The sequence below is a fragment of the Amycolatopsis thermophila genome, from assembly GCF_030814215.1.
GTDB lineage: Bacteria > Actinomycetota > Actinomycetes > Mycobacteriales > Pseudonocardiaceae > Amycolatopsis_E > Amycolatopsis_E thermophila.
In genome coordinates this window covers 3,692,923-3,713,313 of record NZ_JAUSUT010000001.1, presented here as the reverse complement: position 1 = coordinate 3,713,313, position 20,391 = coordinate 3,692,923, and the positions used below count along the sequence as shown (strand labels likewise).

At 72.8% G+C, this 20,391-nt stretch carries 19 protein-coding genes; 5 read left to right on the top strand and 14 right to left on the bottom strand.

The window, feature by feature from the left end:
- Both FB470_RS18275 and FB470_RS18270 read right to left on the bottom strand, forming a co-directional pair.
- A complete protein-coding gene (locus FB470_RS18275; protein ID WP_306999342.1) occupies positions 1-675 on the bottom strand; it encodes a gamma-glutamyl-gamma-aminobutyrate hydrolase family protein in 675 nt (224 codons plus the stop codon).
- Positions 676-727: 52 nt separating this feature from the next.
- Positions 728-2,059 carry a glutamine synthetase family protein gene (locus FB470_RS18270; RefSeq protein WP_306999340.1) on the bottom strand — a complete coding sequence of 444 codons (1,332 nt, stop codon included), beginning with the start codon at positions 2,057-2,059 and terminating at the stop codon, positions 728-730.
- Positions 2,060-2,147: 88 nt separating this feature from the next.
- Here FB470_RS18270 and FB470_RS18265 point away from each other — a divergent pair, with 88 nt between their 5' ends.
- Complete coding sequence (locus tag FB470_RS18265; RefSeq protein WP_306993115.1) at positions 2,148-2,747, top strand: TetR/AcrR family transcriptional regulator; 600 nt, start codon at positions 2,148-2,150, stop codon at positions 2,745-2,747.
- A complete protein-coding gene (locus FB470_RS18260) occupies positions 2,740-3,552 on the top strand; it encodes an amidohydrolase family protein (RefSeq protein ID WP_306993114.1) in 813 nt (270 codons plus the stop codon). Before FB470_RS18265 ends, FB470_RS18260 begins: the two co-directional genes overlap by 8 nt.
- A gap of 780 nt (positions 3,553-4,332) precedes the next feature.
- Here FB470_RS18260 and FB470_RS18255 read toward each other — a convergent pair.
- The 10 genes from FB470_RS18255 to FB470_RS18210 all read right to left on the bottom strand — a co-directional run bounded on the left by FB470_RS18255 (position 4,333) and on the right by FB470_RS18210 (position 15,956).
- The gene (locus FB470_RS18255) at positions 4,333-5,415 is read right to left on the bottom strand and encodes an NAD(P)-binding domain-containing protein (protein ID WP_306993112.1); all 1,083 of its coding nucleotides are present in this window, start codon (positions 5,413-5,415) and stop codon (positions 4,333-4,335) included.
- Positions 5,416-5,711: 296 nt separating this feature from the next.
- Positions 5,712-6,392: an SRPBCC family protein gene (locus tag FB470_RS18250; protein WP_306993110.1), complete on the bottom strand. Its 681-nt coding sequence runs from the start codon at positions 6,390-6,392 to the stop codon at positions 5,712-5,714.
- Between the two features lie 809 nt (positions 6,393-7,201).
- Positions 7,202-8,059 carry an FAD binding domain-containing protein gene (locus tag FB470_RS18245; RefSeq protein WP_306993108.1) on the bottom strand — a complete coding sequence of 286 codons (858 nt, stop codon included), beginning with the start codon at positions 8,057-8,059 and terminating at the stop codon, positions 7,202-7,204.
- Positions 8,056-10,494 (bottom strand): xanthine dehydrogenase family protein molybdopterin-binding subunit, encoded by a 2,439-nt coding sequence (locus FB470_RS18240; protein WP_306993106.1) that lies wholly within the window; start codon positions 10,492-10,494, stop codon positions 8,056-8,058. The genes FB470_RS18245 and FB470_RS18240 overlap by 4 nt, the downstream gene beginning before the upstream one ends.
- A 1-nt stretch (position 10,495) precedes the next feature.
- Positions 10,496-11,038 (bottom strand): (2Fe-2S)-binding protein, encoded by a 543-nt coding sequence (locus FB470_RS18235; RefSeq protein WP_306993104.1) that lies wholly within the window; start codon positions 11,036-11,038, stop codon positions 10,496-10,498.
- A 190-nt stretch (positions 11,039-11,228) separates the two neighbouring features.
- Complete coding sequence (locus FB470_RS18230) at positions 11,229-12,341, bottom strand: XdhC family protein (protein WP_306993102.1); 1,113 nt, start codon at positions 12,339-12,341, stop codon at positions 11,229-11,231.
- The gene (locus FB470_RS18225; protein ID WP_306993101.1) at positions 12,334-13,443 is read right to left on the bottom strand and encodes a vWA domain-containing protein; all 1,110 of its coding nucleotides are present in this window, start codon (positions 13,441-13,443) and stop codon (positions 12,334-12,336) included. The genes FB470_RS18230 and FB470_RS18225 overlap by 8 nt, the downstream gene beginning before the upstream one ends.
- 10 nt (positions 13,444-13,453) lie before the next feature.
- The gene (locus FB470_RS18220; protein ID WP_370876490.1) at positions 13,454-13,741 is read right to left on the bottom strand and encodes a hypothetical protein; all 288 of its coding nucleotides are present in this window, start codon (positions 13,739-13,741) and stop codon (positions 13,454-13,456) included.
- 40 nt (positions 13,742-13,781) lie between these two features.
- On the bottom strand, positions 13,782-15,149 hold the full coding sequence (locus tag FB470_RS18215) for an MFS transporter (protein WP_306993097.1): 1,368 nt from the start codon (positions 15,147-15,149) through the stop codon (positions 13,782-13,784).
- A 222-nt stretch (positions 15,150-15,371) separates the two neighbouring features.
- Positions 15,372-15,956 carry a TetR/AcrR family transcriptional regulator gene (locus FB470_RS18210; RefSeq protein ID WP_306993095.1) on the bottom strand — a complete coding sequence of 195 codons (585 nt, stop codon included), beginning with the start codon at positions 15,954-15,956 and terminating at the stop codon, positions 15,372-15,374.
- Between the two features lie 32 nt (positions 15,957-15,988).
- Here FB470_RS18210 and FB470_RS18205 point away from each other — a divergent pair, with 32 nt between their 5' ends.
- Positions 15,989-17,128: an FAD-dependent monooxygenase gene (locus tag FB470_RS18205; protein ID WP_306993093.1), complete on the top strand. Its 1,140-nt coding sequence runs from the start codon at positions 15,989-15,991 to the stop codon at positions 17,126-17,128.
- Between the two features lie 262 nt (positions 17,129-17,390).
- Positions 17,391-18,029, top strand: coding sequence for a class I SAM-dependent DNA methyltransferase (locus FB470_RS18200; protein ID WP_306993091.1), 639 nt, complete (start codon positions 17,391-17,393; stop codon positions 18,027-18,029).
- Between the two features lie 230 nt (positions 18,030-18,259).
- Here FB470_RS18200 and FB470_RS18195 read toward each other — a convergent pair whose 3' ends face one another.
- Positions 18,260-19,129, bottom strand: a complete 870-nt coding sequence (locus FB470_RS18195; RefSeq protein WP_306993089.1) for an AAA family ATPase — start codon at positions 19,127-19,129, stop codon at positions 18,260-18,262.
- 39 nt (positions 19,130-19,168) lie between these two features.
- Entirely contained in the window at positions 19,169-19,753 is a 585-nt protein-coding gene (locus FB470_RS18190; protein ID WP_306993087.1) for a helix-turn-helix domain-containing protein, read from the bottom strand.
- Positions 19,754-19,831: 78 nt separating this feature from the next.
- On the opposite strand from FB470_RS18190, the gene FB470_RS18185 reads away from it, so the two are divergent.
- Positions 19,832-20,389 carry a class I SAM-dependent methyltransferase gene (locus tag FB470_RS18185; protein WP_306993085.1) on the top strand — a complete coding sequence of 186 codons (558 nt, stop codon included), beginning with the start codon at positions 19,832-19,834 and terminating at the stop codon, positions 20,387-20,389.
- Positions 20,390-20,391 lie beyond the last annotated feature (2 nt).

Genomic DNA, 20,391 nt, shown 5'->3' with positions numbered 1-20,391 from the left:
TCAGCGGCATGCCGCCACCAGCGCCGCGAACAACCGGACCTCCTGCGTGTCCTGCTCCGGATGCCACTGCACGCCGACCACGAAGTCGTCGCCGGGCAGCTCGACGGCCTCGATCGTGCCGTCGGCGGCCCAGCCGACCGCTGCCAGGCCGTCGCCGAGCCGGTCGACGGCCTGGTGGTGGTAGCACTGGCCCTTGGTTTCGGTGCCGAGGATCCCCGCCAGGCGGCTGCCCCCGGCGAGCGCGACGCGGCTCGGCCCGTAGACGCCGGGCGCGGGCTGGTGCCCGGTGTGGCCGACGCGGTCCGGCAGGTGCTGGATCAGGCTGCCGCCGAGGGCCACGGTGAGGACCTGCATGCCGCGGCACACGCCGAGGACCGGCAGACCGCGGTCGAGGGCGGCCCGCGCCAGGGCGAACTCGAACGCGTCCCGCTCCGGGCGGGTCACGGTCTTGCCCTGGGCCGGTTGTCCGTAGCGCTCCGGCTCGACGTCCGCTCCCCCGGCGAGGACCAGGGCGTCCACCGCGGACAGGACGTCGGCGTCCTCGCCGGCCGGCGGCAGGAGAACGGGGACGCCGCCCGCGTTGCGCACGGAGTCCACATAGGATCGCGGCAGCAGGGCGGCGTCGGTGTGCCAGACGCCCCAGCTCGCCTTCTCCAGGTAGGAGGTGATGCCGATGACCGGTCGAGAACAGCGGCGCCCGTCGCCTCCGTTGCGCGTGGTGGCGGGCCTAGAGTCGTTCGAACCCACGCCGGCGCTCCCAGTCGGTGACGGCGGCATCGAAGGCGGCGAGCTCGACCCGCGCCGCGTTGAGGTAGTGCTCGACGACGTCCTCGCCGAACGCCTCGCGGGCGACCTTGCTGTCGGCCAGCAGCTCCGCCGCCTCCCGGAGTGTGGCCGGCACGGTCGGCTTGTCCGAGCGGTAGGCGTTGCCGGTGAACTCGTCCTCCAGCGGCAGCTCGTTGTCGATGCCGTGCAGTCCGGCGGCGACGAGCGCGGCGACGGCGAGGTACGGGTTGACGTCCCCACCCGGCACCCGGTTCTCCACCCGCAGTGACGGCCCGTGCCCGACGACACGCAGCGCGCAGGTGCGGTTGTCGGTGCCCCACGCGACGGCGGTCGGCGCGAAGCTGCCGGGCACGAAACGCTTGTAGGAGTTGATGTTCGGGGCGAGGAAGCAGGTGAGCTCGCGCAGGCAGGCCAGCTGCCCGGCGATGAAGTGCCGCATCAGCGCGGGATCTTCGCCGAACACCGGAGCACCGTCCGTGCCGCGCAGGCTGAGGTGGATGTGACAGGAGTTGCCCTCGCGCTCGTTGTACTTCGCCATGAAGGTGAGGCTGCGGCCGCTCTGGGCGGCGATCTCCTTGGCGCCGGTCTTGTAGATGCTGTGGTTGTCGCAGGTGCGCAGGGCCTCGTCGAAGCGGAACGCGATCTCGTGCTGGCCGGGGTTGCACTCGCCCTTCGCGGACTCGACGTACATGCCGGCGCCGGTCATGCCGTTGCGGATGCGGCGCAGCAACGGTTCCAGCCGCGCCGTGCCGAGCAACGAATAGTCCACATTGTACTGATTGGCGGGTTCGAGGTCGCGGTAGCCGCGTTGCCGGGCCTGCTCGTAGGTGTCGTCGAAGACGATGAACTCCAGCTCGGTGCCGACGTAGGCGGCGAGGTTCCGCTGCGCGAGCCGGTGGAGCTGGCGGCGCAGGACCTGGCGCGGCGAGACGCTCACCTCACCACCTCCGACGTGCTCCACGTCGGCGAGCACCAGGGCGGTGCCCTCGTGCCAGGGCACGCGGCGCAGCGTGGACAGGTCCGGCCGCAGGACGAAGTCGCCGTAACCGCTTTCCCACGAGGAGATCGCGTAGCCGTCGACGGTGTTCATGTCCACGTCGACGGCGAGGAGGTAGTCGCAGGCCTCGGTGGCGTGCGAGACGACCTCGTCGAGGAAGTACGGGGCCGCGCAGCGCTTCCCCTGGAGGCGGCCCTGCATGTCGGTCATCGCGACCAGAACGGTGTCGACGGCGCCCTCCTCGACCAGTTCCCGGAGCTGGTCGAGCGTGAGCATGCCCTTGTTCATGGGACAAACCTTTGAGGGCGGGCGGAACGCTGTCAAGCGGTTGACACCCCGGTTTTGGACAGTAGTCTCCAATATCATGGGGAGGCCACCGCGGTTTTCGGCGGACGACCTGCTGGACGCGGCCGTCCGCCTCTTCGCCACGGGCGGGACGGAGGCGGTGACCATGTCGGCCGTCGCGCGGGAGGCGGGAGCGCCGAGCGGATCGGTGTACCACCGGTTCGCCGGGCGGCCCGCGCTGCTGGCCGCGTTGTGGTTGCGCACGGTCCGGCGGTTCCAGCACGACTACCGCGCCGTGCTGGGCGAGGAGCCGTCGGCGGCGGACGTGGTCGCGGCGACGGCGTCGGTGGTGCGCTGGTGCCGCGAGAACCCCGGGCAGGCGCAGGTGCTGTACGCGGGCAAGCGGGTGCTCGGCGAGGACGCCTGGTCGCCGGACGACCGGGCCGCGTGCGACCGGACCGACGAGGAGCTCGGCCGGATCCTGCGGACGGCGTTGCGGCCGCTGCGCGCGACGACCGGGCTGGGCACCGACGAGCTGCTGCTGGTGCTGATCGACCTGCCCTACGCCGCTGTCCGGCGCTACCTGGCGCAGGGCCGTCCCCCGCCGGTATCCGTCGCGGATCTGGTGGCCCGCGCCGCGCACACCTTGTTGACCAGTGGAGGGAGAACCGATGGCTGACGTGATCGACGTGTGGATGCAGCAGCCGAACCAGCGTTTCATGGACCAGCCGTGGCTGGAGACGCTGCTGCGGTGGACGGACATGTCGCGCCGCGCTCCCCGGCTGCAGGCGACTCTGGACGCGATGGACGAGGCCGGGGTGCGGGTCGGGTTGCTGTCGGCGTGGCACGGGCCCGGTGGGGCGCTGATCTCGAACGACGAAGTGGCGGAGATCGTGTCGGCGCACCCGGACCGGTTCGCCGGGCTGGCTTCGGTGGACCTGACCGACCCGGTGCGGGCGGTGCGGGAGATCCGGCGGTGCGTGCGGAACGGGTTCGTCGGGGTGCGGGTGGTGCCGTGGCTGTGGAACCTGCCGCCGAACGACCGGCGCTACTACCCGGTGTACGTGGCGTGCGTCGAGGAGGACGTGCCGTTCTGCACGCAGATCGGGCACACCGGGCCGTTGTGCCCGTCGGAGCCCGGGCGGCCGATCCCGTACCTCGACGAGGTGCTGCTGGACTTCCCGGAGCTGGTCGTGGTGGGTGGGCACGTGGGCTACCCGTGGATGGCGGAGGTCCTCTCCCTGGCGACGAAGTACCCGAACTTCTACGTGGACACGTCGGCCTACGCGGTGCACCGGCTGCCCGGCGAGCTGGTGGAGTTCATGCGGGGACGGGGGCGGGGGCGCGTGCTGTTCGGCAGCAACTACCCGATGCTGACCCCGGCCGGGGCCCTGAAGCGGCTCCCGGACCTGGAGCTGGGGGCGACCGCGAGCGAGCTGTACCTGGGCGGCAACGCCCGGAAGGTGTTCGCACTGCCGAATTAGACCGGGGCGGGCCTGCGCCCAGCGGATGCGCGGGCGGCACCCCAGGCCGGGCCACGGCGCCTGCCCGTGCGGCACCCGAGGCGCCAGCTCGACGCAACCGCTCCGGCCACCCCGGCCACCCAGCCGATGCGGGAGGCACCCAGACCAGGCCACACCGCTTGCCCGTGCGGCACCCAGGCGCCAGCTCGACACATCCGCTCCGGCCACCCCGGCCACCCGGCGCACGCGGGAGGCACCCCAGACCGGGCCACACCGCCTGCCCGTGCGGCACCCGAGGCGCCAGCTCAACACATCCGCTCCGGTCACCGCCGCCACCCGGCGCACGCGCAGGAGGCATCCAGACCCGGCCACGCCGCCTGCCCGTGCGGCACCCAGGCGCCAGCTCAACACATCCGCTCCGGTCACCGCCGCCACCCGGCGCACGCGCAGGAGGCACCCAGACCCGGCCACGCCGCCTGCCCGTGCGATACCCGACGCCTCAGCTCGACGCATCCGCTCCGGTCACCGCAGCCACCCAGCGCACGCGAGGCACCCCAGACCGGGCCACGCCGCCTGCCCATGCAGTACCCCAGGCGCCAGCTCGACGCATCCGCTCCGGCCACCCAGCCCACCCAGCGGATGCGCGGGCGGCACCCCAGACCCGGCCACGCCGCCCGCCCTTGCAGTACCCCAGGCGCCAGCTCGACGCATCCGCTCCGGCCACCCAGCCCACGCGCGGGAGGCTGGGACGCCTCGCGCGGCGCGTTGGAGCGCGTGACCACCCGCCGAGCCGGCGGCGCCTCAGCTCGCGGCCGCTACCTGGTCCGCCTGCGTCGCGGCCAGGAGCTGCCGGACCTCGCGTACGGCGGTGCGTCCCGCGCGGTTGGCGCCGATCGTGCTCGCCGAGGGGCCGTAGCCGACCAGGTGCAGGCGGGGCTCCTTGACCACGCGGGTACCGTCCATGCGGATGCCGCCGCCGGGTTCACGCAGGTGGAGCGGCGCCAGGTGGTCCAGGGCGGCGCGGAAACCGGTGGCCCACAGGATCACGTCGACGCGCTGCTCACTACCGTCGGGCCAGACGATGCCGGTCGGGGTGATGTGGTCGAACATCGGCTTACGGTCGAGGATTCCGCGGGCCTCGGCCGCGCGGACCTGCGGCGTCCGAATCAGGCAGGTCACGCTCACGACGCTCATCGGCGGCAGGCCGGCCCGCACCCGGCGCTCGACCTTCGCGACGGCCTCGCGGCCCAGCTCGGGACCGAATTCGACGTCGCGGAAGACCGGCGGCCGGCGGGTGACCCACGTGGTGCCGCTCGCGAAGTCGGCGATCTCGATGAGGAGCTGCACGGCGGAGGTGCCGCCGCCGACGACGAGGACGTGCTTGCCGCGGAACTCCTCGGCGTCGCGGAAGTCGGCGGTGTGCAGCTGGCGGCCGGTGAAGGTTTCCTGGCCCGGGTAGTGCGGCCAGAAGGGGCGGCCCCAGGTGCCCGTCGCGTTGATGACCGCGCGGGCGGCCCAGGTGTCGTCGGCGCTCTCGACGAGGAGGCGCGCACCCCCGTCCCGCACGGCGAGCACCTCCACGGGGCGCCGGACCGGCAGGTCGAAGAGGCGTTCGTAGCGGGCGAAGTACTCGGCGACGACGTCGGACGCCTTCCGGTGCTCGTCGTGCTCGTCGAAGGCCAGGCCGGGCAGGTCGTGGAACCCGTGGACCTTGTCCAGGCGCAGCGAGGGCCAGCGGTGCTGCCACGCCCCGCCCGGCGCGGGATTGTGATCGAGCACGACGAACCCCGAGCCGTTCCGCAGGCCGGCCCGCCGGAGGAAGTAGGCGGCCGACAGCCCGGCCTGCCCCGCCCCGATGACCACCACATCCGTCTCGCTGTGCACGCCCAGTACAACCGATCAGGGGGCGCGCCGCTTCCCCACCCGTGGCGCAGGGCACCGCCGCTTCGCCACCGTGGCGCGGGGCATGTGGCGACGGCTCGTTCGCGAGGCACTGTCGGACCAAGCGGGGCCGGGGCGCTCGCCGAGCACGGCAACGAACCCCGCACACCGCGGAGCCACTCACCACGACCGGCGCCCACCCCAGGCGCGACCACGGCGGACCAGACCGACGAGCGCCACCGCGCCGCGACCGCGGCGAACCCGCGCAGTCTGGCGCGCCGACGAGGCCTCCCGCGCGACTAGCGGCGGCGAAGCAAGCGCACGATCGCGACCACGCCGAGCACCGCGGCGAGTCCGGCCAGCACCGGCGCCAGCCGCTTGGTGATGGAGCTCCCGGCGTACTCGAAGAGGTCGATCGCCTCGGCTTCCTGGGCCTGGGGCTTCACCGTTTCGAGCTTGGGCTTCTCCGGGGCCGGCTCGGTGGTCACCCCGGACTCGGCCGGCTTGTCCTCGGTCGCGGGGGCCGACGGGGTCTCCGCGGAGCCCAGGCGGTCGGCGAGGTTGGTGGCGAACTGGTCCAGGATCTTGCCGCCGACCTCGGAAATCATGCCGCGGCCGAACTGCGCCGGGCGGCCGGTGACGTTGAGGTCCGTGGCCACCGTGCCCTTCGTGCCGCCGTTCTCCTCGGACAGGGTCACCGTGACGGTGGCCGCCGCGGTACCGGCGCCTCGGGAGTCCTTGCCGGACGCCTTGATCACGATCTTGCGGGCCTGCTCGTCGGTCTCCAGGAACTCGCCGGAGCCCTTGTACAGCAGGGAGATCGGCCCCAGTTTCACCTTGACCGTGCCGGTGAACGTCTCGCCCTCGACCTTGGTCAGGGTCGCGCCCGGCATGCAGGGGGCAACGCGCTCCGGGTCGGTGACCGCCTTCCACACTTCGGCAGGCGGGGCCGGAACGGTGAATTCATGGTCGAGCCGCACGGGCCGACCTCCCTTCTCCAGACAGCTTCAAGTCCCTCTGAGCCACCTTAGTGCCGGAACGGGCATGTGGGTGATTCCGAAGCACCAGTGCCCGTTGTGGGCGAGGCGGAAAACGGGGTCGTTGATCACGTTGGTGTGTCCCGGGGCGGCAATCACGGGGAGACCGGCCGGGGCGGACGGCGCTCTGTCGGCGGCCCGCGCGGGGCGAGCCGCGATGTGAGGCCGGTGCCGTGCGGACTCCGCGTGGGTGGCTGCTCGTGCAGTGGGGGCTGACTGTCGCCCCGGGAGGGGGTGGAGCCCGCCGTGCCCACGGTGAATGGAGCTCGCCCCGTCCCACCGGCGGGGTGGAACGGGGCGCGCCCCGCGGGCGGGATGGGCCGGTAGTGCCCGTCGCCGAGCCGGACGGCGCCCTGTCGACGGCCCGCGCGGAGCGAGCTGCGATGTGAGGCCGCTGCCGTGCGGAATCCGCGTGGGTGGCTGCTCGTGCAGTGGGGGCTGGCTATCGCCCCGGCAGGGGGTGGAGCCCGCCGTGCCCAAGGTGAATGGAGCTCGCCCGTTCCAGCGGGGGGGTGGAACGGAGCGCGCCCCGTGGCCGACCGGGTGGACTGGCCGCGGCCCCGCGACTGCCCGGGGTGGAACGGGGCGCGCCCGGCGGCCGGGGCGGGCCAGTAGTGCCCGTAGCCGGGGTGGACTGGCCGAGCCCCGCGGCCGACCGGGGTGCGCCGGCCGTGCCCGCCTCCGGCCGGGGTGGGCTGGCCGTGCCCCGCGGCCGGCCGGGGGCTCGCCGGCTGGCCGCGGGGTGGGGGGTGTTAGACGGCGGCCAGGGCGGCCGAGACCGCCCGGCCGGTCAGTACCTTGGCCAGCTCCTGCCGGTACTCGACGTCCGCGTTGCCGTCCGCTGTCGGGCTGGTTCCCTCGGCGGCGTGGGCCGCCGCGGAGCGGATCGACTCGGCTGTGGCCGGGCGGCCGATCAGGGCCTCCTCCACCGCGGTGGCGCGCACCGGCACCGAGGCCATGTTCGTCAGCGCGACACGAGCCTCGGCGATCGAGTCGCCGTCCGTGCGGACCGTGGCCGCCACCGCGACCATCGACCAGGCCTGGGCGACCCGGTTGAACTTCTCGTAGTGCGCCTTCCAGCCGGTGTGCTTCGGCACCCGGACCTCCACCAGGATCTCGCCCGGCCCCAAGGCCGTGGTGAAGAAGTCCTGGAAGAACTCCGCCGCCGGGACCGTCCGCCGGCCGCTGCTGCTCGCGATCACCATCTCGGCGTCCATCGCGAGCGCCGGGGCCAGCAGGTCGCCCGCCGGGTCCGCGTGCGCGATCGAACCGCCGAACGTGCCGCGGTGCCGCACCTGCGGGTCGGCCACCGTGTCGGTCGCCCTGGCCAGCAACGCGGCGTGCTCGGCGACCAGCTGGTCGCGCTGCACGTCGTAGTGCGTGGTCATCGCGCCGATCACGATCGCGTCGCCGTCCTCGCGGACGCCACGCAGCTCGCTGACCTTGCCCAGGTCCACCACCGTCGTCGGCGCGGCCAGCCGCATCCGCAGCACCGGCAGCAGGCTCTGCCCGCCCGCCAGGATCTTGGCGTCCTCGCCGGCCGAGGCCAGCGCCTGCACCGCCTCATCCACAGTGGATGGAGCGACGTAGTCGAAGGCAGCGGGGATCACTGCGCACCTCCCGAAGCGTCGATGGAACCCAGTCCGCCGCCGGCCTCCGCGCCGACGCCACCGGCATCGGCACGGCCGCGGTGGATCGCCGACCACACCCGCATGGGCGAGCACGGCATCTCGATGTCGTTGATTCCGAAGTGCCGCACGGCGTCGACGACCGCGTTGACCACGGCCGGGGTGGACGCGATGGTGCCGGCTTCGCCGACGCCCTTGACGCCCAGCGGGTTGGACGTCGCCGCCGTCTCCGTGCGGTCGGTGACGAACGAGGGCAGGTCGGCTGCCGAGGGCAGCAGGTAGTCGGCGAACGTGCCGGTGGTCAGCGTGCCGCTCTCGTCGAACACCGCCTCCTCGTAGAGGGCCTGCGCGATGCCCTGGGCGAGCCCGCCGTGCACCTGACCCTCCACGATCAGCGGGTTGACCACCTTGCCGACGTCGTCCACGCACACGTACGACCGCAACCGCACCCGCCCGGTCTCGGTGTCCACCTCGGCGGCGCACAGGTGCGTGCCGTGCGGGAACGAGAAGTTCTCCGGGTCGAACACGGCCTCGGAGTCGAGCGTGGGCTCCATGCCCTCCGGCAGGTTGTGTGCGGCGAACGTCGCGAACGCGACGTCCTGGATCGTCGTCGAGGTGTCGGTGCCGCGGACGGTGAACTTGCCGCCCTCGAACTCGAGGTCGTCCGGCGAGCACTCCAGCAGGTGCGCGGCGATCGTGCGGGCCTTGTCGACGACCTTCTCGGCGGCCTTGACCACCGCGATGCCGCCGACCGCCAGCGACCGCGACCCGTAGGTGTCCATGCCCTTGTGCGAGGACTGCGTGTCGCCGTGGAGGACCTCGATGTCCTCGAACGCCACGCCGAGCCGGTCGGCCACGATCTGGCTCCACGCCGTCTCGTGCCCCTGCCCGTGCGCGGACGCGCCGGTGACGACCTCGACCTTGCCGGTGGGCAGCACCCGGATCGCCGCGTGCTCCCAGCCGCCCGCGCCGTAGTCGAGCGAGCCGAGCACCCGCGACGGCGCCAGGCCGCACATCTCGGTGAACGTCGAGATGCCGATGCCCAGCTGCACCGGATCGTTGCGCTCGCGGCGTTCCCGCTGCTCCCGGCGCAGGCCCTCGTAGTCGAACAGCTCCTTGGCCCGCTCGGTGGCGGCCTCGTAGTTGCCCGAGTCGTAGGTCAGCCCGCAGACCGTGGTGAACGGGAACTCGTCGTGCTTGATCCAGTTCTTCTCGCGCAGCTCCAGCGGGTCCATGCCGAGCTCGGCGGCCAGCTCGTCCATCATCCGCTCGATCGCGAACGTGGCCTCCGGCCGGCCGGCGCCGCGGTAGGCGTCGGTGAGCGTGGTGTTGGTGAACACGTTGGTGCAGGCGAAGTGGTAGGCCGGGATCTTGTAGATCGCGTTGAACATGAACGCGCCCAGGATCGGCACGCCCGGGCCGACCAGGCCGTTGTAGGCGCCCATGTCGGCCAGCAGCTCGACCTTCAAGCCGGTGACCCTGCCGTCCCGCGTCGCGCTGATCGTGATGTCCTGGATCTGGTCGCGACCGTGGTGCGCGGTCTGCATGGCCTCCGAGCGGGTCTCGGTCCACTTGACCGGTTTGCCGAGCTTCTGCGCGATGAGCACCGCCATGGTCTCCTCGGGCAGCACCGCGATCTTCCCGCCGAAGCCGCCGCCGACGTCCGGGGCGATGACCCGAAGCTTGTGCTCCGGGATGCCCAGCGTCAGCGCCGTCATCGTCTTGAGGATGTGCGGCACCTGGGTGGCCGACCACATGGTGATCTGGGTGCCGGTCGGGTCGACCACGACCGACCGCGGCTCCATGAACGCCGGGACCAGGCGCTGCTGGCGGAACCGGCGCTTGAGCACGACCTCGCCGCTGGACAGCGCGTCCTCGACGTTCTCGCCGGTGCCGGCCTCGGCCGAGTCGAAGACCCACGTCGCCTGCTTGTTGGTGCCGAGCTCCTCGTGGACCAGCGGCGCGTCCTCGGCGATGGCGTTCTCGAGGCCGAGGACCACGGGCAGTTCCTCGTAGTCCACGTCGATGGCCTCGAGCGCGTCGGCGGCCTCGGCCTTGCTGCGGGCCACGACCACCGCGACGCCCTCACCGGCGAAGTTGACCTGGTCGGCGGCCAGCACGGGCCGCCGCGGCTGCTTCATGTCCGGCGTGATCGGCCACGCGCACGGCATGCCGATCGCGCTGTCCGGGTCGAGGTCGCGGGCGGTGTAGACGGCGACGACGCCCGGCATGTCCCGCGCCGGCGCCGTGTCGATGGAATTGATCCGCGCGTGGGCGAACGGGCTGCGCAGGATCGCCACGTGCAGCATCCCGGGCAGGGTGATGTTGTCCGTCCAGCGGGTGCGGCCGGTGATCAGCCGCGCGTCCTCCTTGCGGGTGCGCGCCTTGCCGACCTCGGGCTCGATCGTCGACGTCATCTCATTCACCCCCGCCCGCGAACGCGCCGGACGTGCGGGTGACGTCTTCACCCGACACGCGCTCGGCCTCCGGACCCGCGCCCGGGCTCATCCGCTGCGCCGCGTCGCGCACGGCCCGCACGATGTTCTGGTAGCCGGTGCACCGGCACAGGTTGCCCTCGAGCCCTTCGCGCACGGCGTGCTCGTCCGGGTCCGGGTTGTCGGCCAGCAGGTCGATGGACTGCATGATCATGCCCGGCGTGCAGAAACCGCACTGCAGGGCGTGGTTGTCGTGGAACGCTTGCTGCACCGGGTGGAGCTCGCCGTCGCGAGCCAGACCCTCGATGGTCGTGACCTCGGCACCGTCGGCCTGCACGGCCAGGACCGAGCAGGACTTCACGCTGTGCCCGTTGAGGTGCACGGTGCAGGCGCCGCAGTTGCTGGTGTCGCACCCGATCACGGTGCCGACTTTCCCGAGCGTCTCCCTCAGGTAGTGAACGAGCAACGTGCGGGGTTCGACCTCGTCGGTGTAGCTGGTTCCGTCCACGGTGACGGTGATGCGCATGAGGCCTCCAGTGGTGGGAGCTGGGTGATCGGCTTCACAAGCGAGCGTGCTACGTCCGTGCCGATCCGACAAGTCCTCGTTGGGTGACGCTTCAACCCGTCCATCGCACCTGCACGAGAAACGCCTGGTGCACAACCGCAAACGCGGAACAGGGCTCCACCAAGTGTCCAGTCGTGAAGGTGCGAACGGGTCAGCCGTGAATGCGCCCGGACAGCTCCGTGAGCCGCTGCCCGCCCCCGCCCCATCGCATCGCGATGATCTCCGCGGCGATGGAGACCGCGGTCTCCTCGGGCGTGCGGGCCCCGAGGTCGAGCCCGATCGGGGAGGCCAATCGCGACAGTTCGTCCTCGGTCAATCCCGCCTCCCGCAACCGGGTGAGGCGGTCCTCGTGCGTGCGCCGCGAGCCCATCGCCCCGATGTACCCGACGTCCAGCCGCAGCGCGACCTCCAGCAGCGGCACGTCGAACTTCGGGTCGTGGGTGAGCACCGCGATCACCGTCCGCCGGTCGATCCGGCCCGCCTCGGCCTCGGCCTTGAGGTACCGGTGCGGCCAGTCCACGACCACGTCGTCGGCCTCCGGGAAGCGGGACGCGGTGGCGAACACCGGCCGCGCGTCGCACACGGTGACCTGGTAGCCGAGGTAGGCGCCCATGCGCGCCATGGCCGCGGCGAAGTCGATCGCGCCGAACACCAGCATCCGCGGCTGCGGTTCGAAGGAGTTGACGAACACCGACATGCCCTCGCCGCGCCGCTCGCCCTCCAGCCCGTAGTGGAGGGTCCCGGTGCGCCCGTTGGCGAGCAGGCCGCGCGCGTCGTCGGCGACCGCGTCGTCGATCCGGTCGGTGCCCAGGGTGCCCGCGGTGCGGTCCGGCCACACGATCATGTGCCGCCCGCGCCGCTCCGGGTCCTCGTGCTCGATCACCGTGACCACGGCGACCGGCTCTCCTCTGTGGACGGAGTCGACGACGTCGCCCAGCTCGGGCAGGGTCTCCCGGTCGACCCGCTCGACGTAGATGTCGATGATCCCGCCGCAGGTCAGGCCCACCGCGAACGCGTCGTCGTCGCTGACGCCGTAGCGCTGCAGCACCGGCGCGCGGTCGGCCACGACCTGCTGGGCCAGCTCGTACACCGCGCCCTCGACGCAGCCGCCGGACACGCTGCCGACCGCCGTCCCGTCCTCGGTGACCAGCATCGCGGCGCCCGGGGCGCGCGGCGCCGAGGAGAAGGTCGCCACGACCGTGCCGACGCCGACCGCTTCACCGTCGCGCCAGCGCTTGTACAACTCGTCCAGTACGTCATGCATCGCGGATCTCCAGCAGCAGTCGTTCCAAGGTGGCCAGGCTGTGGCCCGCCAGCAGGCGGTCGACGTGCGGGAGCGCGGCCGCGATGCCGGACTGCACCGGAGCGTAGCCCTCGCGGCCCGCGTGCGGGTTGACCCAGAACACCGCGTGCGCCAGACGGCGCATCCGCGCCGTCTGCTCGCCGAGCAGCCCGGGGTCTCCGCGCTCCCACCCGTCGGAGAACACGGTGACGACCGCGCGGCGCGCGAGCCCGCGCTGCCCCCAGCGGTCGAGGAAGATCCGCAGCGTCTCGCCGAGCCGCGTGCCGCCCGCGAAGTCGGGCACCGCGGTGCCGGCGGCCAGCATCGCGCGTTCGGGGTCGCGTTGCCGCAGCTGGCGGGACACCCGGGTGAGCCGCGTGCCGAGGGTGAACACCTCGACCGCGGCCGGCGCCCGCCGCACCACGACGTGCGCGAACCGCAGCAGCGAGTCGGCGTAGGGGCTCATTGAGCCGGACACGTCCAGCAGCAACACGACCCGGCGGGGCCGGTTCGCCCGGTGGCGGTGGGCGAGCCGGACCGGTTCGCCGCCGCCGGCCAGCATCGCCCGCAGGGTCCGCCCCGGGTCCAGCGATCCGCGCCGCGCGGGCCTGCTGCGCAGGGACTTCCGCCTCGGTGGTTGCGGCCGCAGCACCGCCATCAGCTCGCGCAGGTGCTCCCGTTCGGCCTTCGTCAGCTCCGCGAGGTCCCGCTCGCGCAGCACCTCCGCATCGGTGGCCGCGACCCGCAGCTCATCGTTGTCCGTGTCGCCGTCGCCCTCGCCGCCAGGCTGGGAGACCATCGCCGCGATGCGGGACCGCTGCTCGCGACGGACCGTCGCCGGCCGCGGTTCGGGCGGCGCGGCGGCGAACCACTGTGCGAACGCGTCGTCGTAGCGGATCAGGTCGTCCGGATCGGAGCACAGGGTCAGCCGCCCCGCCCAGTACAGCTGGTCCGCCTCGCCGACGTCGAGCCGCTGGACAGCGTCCAGGTAGGCCTGCACCCGCTGGGGTCCGCAGGCCACGCCCGCCTCGCGCAGGGCGGTGGCGAAGCCGACGAATCCGGCCAGCGGGTCAGTGGTACTCACCCGACCATTGTTACGCGAAAATCCGATGTGAGGGGTTCCGCGTGCCGAACCAGGTCGCGAAGGTCGCGGGGCACCCGGGCGTTGTGGGCGGGGTCGCCGCCGCGATCCCGGACGTCCCCGGGGACGGGTCCAGCACCACGCCCGGTTTCTCCAGGACGTCGGCCGAGCTGCAGGCGGAGGACGCGGAACGGTTGCCGTGCTTGACCACCCGGGCCCCCGGCGCCCGCCGCCACCATCGCCGACATCGTGGAGACGATGACGCTGTCGGAGCCGTCCCGCCCTGGGCGCGCAGGGCCACCAACAGGCCCGCGAGAGCTGCTGGGCGGGCGGCGGGCGCCTCAGCGGCCCGCCCGGTCCGCCAGCTTCACGAGGGTGATCACGGCGGCGGTCAGGACGACGTACACCACGTCGAGGATCTCCATGGCGTGGCCCGCCGAGTGCAGCGCCGGCCCGGCGAGCGCGAAGAAGACGGTGCCGATCACGGTCACGCCGAGCGAGTTGGCGAACTGCTGGGCGGTGTTGAGGGTTCCGGACGCGGCGCCCGCCTGCTCCGGCTGCACCCGGGACAGCGCACCGCCGATCAGCGGGGGCAGCAGCAGGCCGTTGCCCAGGCCGATCACGGCCAGCGGTGGTACGAGCCACCAGGCGGACAACGCGTGCCCGCCCGCCACCAGTTCGCCGGAGACCAGCAACAGACCGGCGATCACCAGGATGCCTCCGGCGACCGGCACACCGGTGCGGTACCGGGCGACCAGCTTTCCGCCGACCATGGACGCGACCGTGAACAGAACGCCCTGGAGCAGGAAGACGAGTGCGGCCCGGTCGGGGGAGGTGTCGAGCCAGCTCTGCACCACCAGGGTGAGGGCGAAGAGGAAGCTGCCGAAGTACAGCTGGTACGCGGAGGCGGCCGACAGCATGAGTGAGTAGGGCCGGTTGCGGAACAGGGCGGTGTTGATGATGGGCGCACCGCCGCGCCGCAGCAGGGACCGCTGCCAGGCGATCGCCGCGAACATCGCCGGGACGGAGGCGATCAGGCACAGCCAGGTCCACAGCGGCCAGCCGGACTCACGGCCGAGGGAGAGCGGGACCAGCACCAGGGCCAGGGCCAACAAGACGGCCAGCGCGCCGATCGGGTCGAACTTGGCCCTCTGCGCCGCCGGGGTGCGCGGCAGGACGGCCAGTCCCAGCGCCACCGCGACCGCCCCGACGGGCACGTTGACCACGAAGATGCCGCGCCAGCCGAGGCCGAAGAGGTCCGCCTTGAGGATCAGGCCACCGAGGATCTGCCCGCACAGGGCGCCCAGCCCGCTGACCGCGCCGTACCAGCCGGTCGCCCGCGCGCGGTGGGCGGCCGGGAAGGTGACGGTGATCAGGGCGAGGACCTGCGGGACCATCGCGGCGGCGGTCAGGCCCTGCAGCAGCCGGGCGGCGACCAGTTGGCCCGGGGTCGTGGCGAGCGCGCACAGCAGGGAAGCGGCGGAGAAAGCCGCCATGCCGGCCACGAACATCGTGCGGTAGCCGAAGCGGTCGCGGAGCCGGCCACCGGTCACCAGGCCCGCCGCATAGGTGAACGCGTAGCCGGAGACCACGAGTTCCAGGGAGGCGTCGCCGGCGTGCAGGTCGCTGCGCAGGGTCGGAGCGGCGATGTTGACCACGTACAGGTCGAAGACCGCCATGAACGCGGCGATGAGCGCCACGGACAGCACACGCCACTCACGGGATCCGGGTGGCGGCTGCACCGCCGCGGAGGCTGCTGCCGGGTCCGAGTGAGTGAGGGCCACGCCTTCTCCCGAAAGTGGTTTCTGCCATCTCGTGCCGACTGGGCATCAGATAGCTGTCATGGACAACGAACGTCTGGGTCCGGCTCGGCCTCGGCAGCGTGCGCAACCTGGGCTGAGGCGCACGGCACCAAGTGATCAACAGAAGGACTACTCCCCACCGGAAGACCCAGCTGCCGGACGCTGAGCACGCGCCCCAGGCAGCAGCGCCGCCAGGAACTCCGCCGTGCTGAGCTCCAGCTCCGCCGGCTCCGGCGCGCGAGCCGCCCCCGCCCCGGCCACCGAATCGAACAGCACCCCATCGCACCAGGCGATCAGCATCCGGGTGTGCCGTGCCGGGTCCGGGGAGCCCGCGCGCGCAAGCAGTTCGGCGCAGCTGTCGCGGAACCGCTGCCCCACCCGGTCGTAGATCGCCCGCAGCTCGGGCCGTCGCGTGGCCTCCAGCGCGAACTCGTAGCGCGCCACCAGGCGCGTGCGGCCAGCGGTCATCGCACTGTGCAGGAAACGCGCGAGCGCCGGCGCCAGCTCGTCGTCCGCCACCGTCAGCGACGCGTCGTCGAGTTCGGCGATCCGGGTGACCGCCAGTTCCAGCAGCGCCGCCCGGGTGCGGGCGTAGTACGAGGTCGATCCGGGCGGCAGCCCCGCGGCCCTGTCGACGGCCCGGTGGGTCAGGCCGCGCATCCCGTCCGCCGCGACCACCTCGATGGCCGCGTCCGCGATCGATGCCACTCTCATGCCGATCACTCTACAGGTGTAGAGTCACCGGCATGAGAACAGCAGCGGTCATCGGCGGCGGCATAGGCGGGTTGAGCGCGGCGATCGGGCTGCGCCGGGCGGGCTGGGAGGTCGCCGTCTTCGAGCGAGCGCCGCGGTTCGCCGAGGTCGGCGCGGGCATCACGTTGTGGCCCAACGCTCTGCGCGCCCTGGAAACACTCGGCCTCGACCTGGCGCCGCTCGCCGTGCCGCAGGTCAGCGGACGGCTGCGGGACCACCACGGCCGCCTGCTGACCGAGGTCGACGGCGCCCGGTTCGAACGCGCGCTGGGCAAACCGCTCCTCGGCATCGCCCGCGCCCAGCTCCTCGACCTGCTGCGCGACGCCATCCCGGCCGCGGATCTGCGGGCGGGCACCACGATCACCGCGGTGACCGGCGACGGCCGGGTGCGCTGGGACGGCGGCGAGCTCACCGCCGACCTGGTCGTGGCGGCCGACGGCGTCCACAGCGCCGTCCGCTCGGCGCTCTGGCCCGGTCACCCCGGCCCGGCACACACCGGGCACACCGCGTTCCGGGCGATCCTCGACGATCCGGGACCGCTCGAACTGTCCGGTCTCCTCGGACCGGGCACCGAGGTCGGGATGCTGCCGCTGACCGGCGGCCGGCTGTACTGGTACCTGGCGTGCGAGTCGTCCCCTGATGTCCGGCACGCGGACCCGAAAGCCTTCCTGCGGCGCCACTTCGGCGACTGGCCGGAACCGCTGCCGAGCCTGATCGAGGCGACGCCGGACGAGCGGTTCCTCCAGAACGACCTGCTCGCGCTGCGCACCCCGCTGCCGACGTACGTGCGCGAGCGGGTCGCGTTGCTCGGCGACGCCGCCCACGCCATGTCGCCGTACCTGGGTCAGGGCGGCTGCCAGGCCATCGAAGACGCAGTCGTGCTCGCCGCCGCCACCGTCCGGCACACGTCGATCGCCGACGCGCTGAGGGCGTACGACCGCGAACGCCGGCCGCGCAGCCAGGCGATCGCGCGCAGGTCCGACCAGGCCGGGCGGCTGGGCGCCCAGCTGAAGAACCCGCTGGCCGTCGCGGCGCGCAACGCGGTGCTCCGGCTCATGCCGGCCCGGCTGTCGGTCCGCGCGTCCACCGCCGCCGCCCGCTGGACCCCTCCCGGACCGTTGACCGCTGTGTGAGACCGAGCGGGTTCGTCTGGTGGTTGATCGAGCCCGCCTTGAGGGTCGGGGCGATCCCGGTCCGCCGCTCTCCTCGACCAGCACGACGACCGGCTCCACGAGCTGGAGCACGTCGTCCGGGGGCGGCCGGCGGGGCAGGACGTCGCGACCGGGGACCCGGTGGAGGCGCGGCTGCGGCCTGGGACACTGACCTTCTTGTGGGCCAACGGTTTCCGCGGCGCGTCGCACCGGCGGGACCGGTGCGGACCGCTACGGTCGCCGCGTGACGTATCTGGATGCCACCCGCACGGCCTACGACACCGTGGCGGTCGACTACGCCCGGCTCCTCGAAGGCCTTCTGGAGCAAACCCCCGAGGACCTGGCGATGCTGGGGCTGTTCGCCGAGTACGTGCGCAGGGACGGCGGGCAGGTGGCCGACATCGGCTGCGGCACGGGGCGGGTGACGACCTACCTGGACTCGCTGGGGGTTCCGGTGTTCGGCATCGACCTGTCACCCGGCATGCTGGCGGAGGCCCGGCGGCGGTACCCGCACCTGCGGTTCGAGGTCGGCGCGATGGCGGATCTGGCCCTGGCGGACGAAAGCCTCGGCGGGATCCTCGCGTGGTACTCGATCATCCACACGCCGCCGGAGCTGTTGCCCGCGGTGTTCGCCGAGTTCGCACGGGTCCTCGTGCCCGGCGGGCACCTCATGGTGGCGTTCCAGGCCGGCGACGAGCGCAGGCGGCTCGAGCAGGCCTACGGGCACACCGTGTCCTACGACGCGTACCGCCTCCCGCCCGACCGGATCGCGGAGCTGCTGGCGGACGCCGGGATTCCGGTGACCGCGCAACTGGTGCGAGAGCCGGCGTTCGAGTACGAGACGACACCGCAGGCCTACCTGCTCGCGCGCCGGGCGCGGTGACGAGCAGCGGAAGACGACGGCGGCTACTCGCGAGCCGCTTCGCCTTGCGACGAGTGGTGGTGCGCCGGGCCGGGGTCTCACGCGGCGCGGCCTTGCGCGCACCGGTGGCCGTGGTGTTCCTGGCGCGGGTAGCTGCGCGGCGCTCGGCGCGGCCCTCGAAGCTGCGGACCGGGTCCGCCGTCTCCGGCTTGGTGCTCACCGCGCACCCCCGGCCGGGCTCGGCGCGACGCTCAGGCGAGCACGGTGTCGAGCTTGGCGCGGACCCGGTCGAGGTCCTCGGAGTACTTGAGCACCGCGCCGAGCGTGCGGGCCGCGATCTCGGCGTCCAGCTCGTCGCGGTTGAGGGCCAGCAGCGCCTGCGCCCAGTCCAGCGACTCGGCGATCCCCGGCGGTTTGAGCAGCTCCAGCTCGCGCAGCCGGCGCACGGCCACCGCCACCTGGGTGGCGAGGCGGTCGCCGATGCCGGGCACGCGCCGACGCAGGATGGCCACCTCGCGGGCCAGGTCGGGGTGCTCCAGCCAGTGGTAGAGGCACCGGCGCTTGAGCGCGTCGTGCACCTCGCGGGTGCGGTTGGAGGTCAGCAGCACCAGTGGCGGCCGCTCGGCGCGGATCTCGCCGAACTCGGGGATCGTCACGGCGTTCTCGTCGAGCAACTGCAGCAGGAACGCCTCGAACTCGTCGTCGGCGCGGTCGATCTCGTCGACCAGCAGCACGCACGGCGACTCCTTCAGCGCCCGCAGCAGCGGCCGGGCGAGCAGGAACCGCTCGGTGAACAGCGACTGCTCCGCCGTGTCCACGTCCAGGTGCTCGCTGCCGGCCTCCAGCGCCCGCAGGTGCAGCAGCTGGCGCGGGAAGTCCCATTCGTACAGCGCCTGCGCCGCGTCGATGCCCTCGTGGCATTGCAGCCGCACCAGAGGCAGCCCGAGCGCCTCCGACAGCGACACCGCCAGCGAGGTCTTCCCGGTCCCGGGTTCGCCTTCGCAGAACAGCGGGCGCTGCATGCGCAACGCGAGGAACGCGGCGGTGGCGACGCCCTCGTCGGCCAGGTAGCCGACCCGGTCCAGCTCCGTCGCCAGCTCTTCGGGTGAGTTGACCTTCACCCCTCCCACCCTAAGGGGTCGGCGGGTGCCTGTCCCGGATCAGTCACGCCGGTAACGGGCCCGGATGTGGAACCGCTCGCCCTGCGGGCCGAGGATGCTGAGGAACTCCACCGGACGCGCATCGGCGTTGCCGAACCAGTGCGGCAGGTGCGTGTCGAACTCGGCGACCTCACCGGTGGACAGCACGAGGTCCTGGTCGCCGAGCACGACGCGGAGCCGTCCGCTGAGGACGTACAGCCAGTGGTAGCCCTCGTGCGAGCGCGGTTCGGGCTCGCCGCCGGCCCCGCCGGCCGGGAGGACCTGCTTGAACGCCTGCAGCCCGCCGGGGTGGCGGGTCAACGGCACGACGGTCATGCCGTTGCGGGTGAACGGCTTCGGGTACACCCGCGGGTCGCCGCCGGCCGGGGCCCCCACGAGTTCGTCGAGCGGCACCTGGTGGGCCTTCGCCAGCGGCAGCAGCAGTTCCAGGCCCGGCTTGCGCTGCCCGGACTCGAGCCGGGACAACGTGCTGATCGCGATCCCGATGCTCGCCGACAACTCGGCCAGCGTGGCCCCGCTGCGACGGCGCAACTCGCGCAGCCGGGGACCGACGGCGGCCAGGACGGCTTCGAAGTCGTCGCTCATCACCCCACTGTCCCCCGCGATTTGCGGTTTCCGCAAAGACCTTTGTCAAACCGCCGCCACCGGGAGCAGGTTGGGCGCATGGACGCAGAGTTCTGGGACGCGATGTACCGCAGCCGCGAGCAGGTCTTCAGCGGCAACCCCAACGGCGTGCTGGTCGCCGAGGTCACCGGCCTCTCGCCGGGACAGGCGCTCGACGTGGGCTGCGGGGAAGGAGCCGACGCGCGCTGGCTGGCCGAGCACGGCTGGCACGTCACCGCGGTCGACATCTCCCGGACCGCGCTGGAGCGCGCCGCCCGCCTGGACACGACCGGTCGCGTGGCGTGGAGCCGCGCGGACCTGTCCCGCACGCCACTTCCGGCGGGCGCGTTCGACCTGGTCTCCGCCCAGTACTTCCCGCTGCCGGGCAGCACGCTCCGCGGCCTCCTGGCGGCCGTCGCACCGGGCGGGACCCTGCTCGTCGTCAGCCACGACCTGGCCGCGCCCGCCGCCGGCCATCATCAGCCGGCCGACGTTGCCAGGCTCCTCGGCGACGAGTGGAAGGTCCTGGTCGACGAAACCCGGCCGCGCACCACGCCCCCACCGCCCGGGACGCACCACACCCACGACACCGTGCTGCGCGCGCAGCGGCTGCGGTGATC

Excerpts from the sequence above, each read along its gene's own strand:
- FB470_RS18185 (WP_306993085.1), top strand. The coding sequence starts at position 19,832 with ATGGACGCAGAGTTCTGGGACGCGATGTACCGCAGCCGCGAGCAGGTC.
- FB470_RS18230 (WP_306993102.1), bottom strand. The coding sequence starts at position 12,341 with ATGCATGACGTACTGGACGAGTTGTACAAGCGCTGGCGCGACGGTGAA.
- FB470_RS18210 (WP_306993095.1), bottom strand. The coding sequence starts at position 15,956 with ATGAGAGTGGCATCGATCGCGGACGCGGCCATCGAGGTGGTCGCGGCG.
- FB470_RS18265 (WP_306993115.1), top strand. The coding sequence starts at position 2,148 with ATGGGGAGGCCACCGCGGTTTTCGGCGGACGACCTGCTGGACGCGGCC.
- FB470_RS18205 (WP_306993093.1), top strand. The coding sequence starts at position 15,989 with ATGAGAACAGCAGCGGTCATCGGCGGCGGCATAGGCGGGTTGAGCGCG.
- FB470_RS18190 (WP_306993087.1), bottom strand. The coding sequence starts at position 19,753 with ATGAGCGACGACTTCGAAGCCGTCCTGGCCGCCGTCGGTCCCCGGCTG.
- FB470_RS18240 (WP_306993106.1), bottom strand. The coding sequence starts at position 10,494 with ATGACGTCGACGATCGAGCCCGAGGTCGGCAAGGCGCGCACCCGCAAG.
- FB470_RS18270 (WP_306999340.1), bottom strand. The coding sequence starts at position 2,059 with ATGCTCACGCTCGACCAGCTCCGGGAACTGGTCGAGGAGGGCGCCGTC.
- FB470_RS18235 (WP_306993104.1), bottom strand. The coding sequence starts at position 11,038 with ATGCGCATCACCGTCACCGTGGACGGAACCAGCTACACCGACGAGGTC.
- FB470_RS18260 (WP_306993114.1), top strand. The coding sequence starts at position 2,740 with ATGGCTGACGTGATCGACGTGTGGATGCAGCAGCCGAACCAGCGTTTC.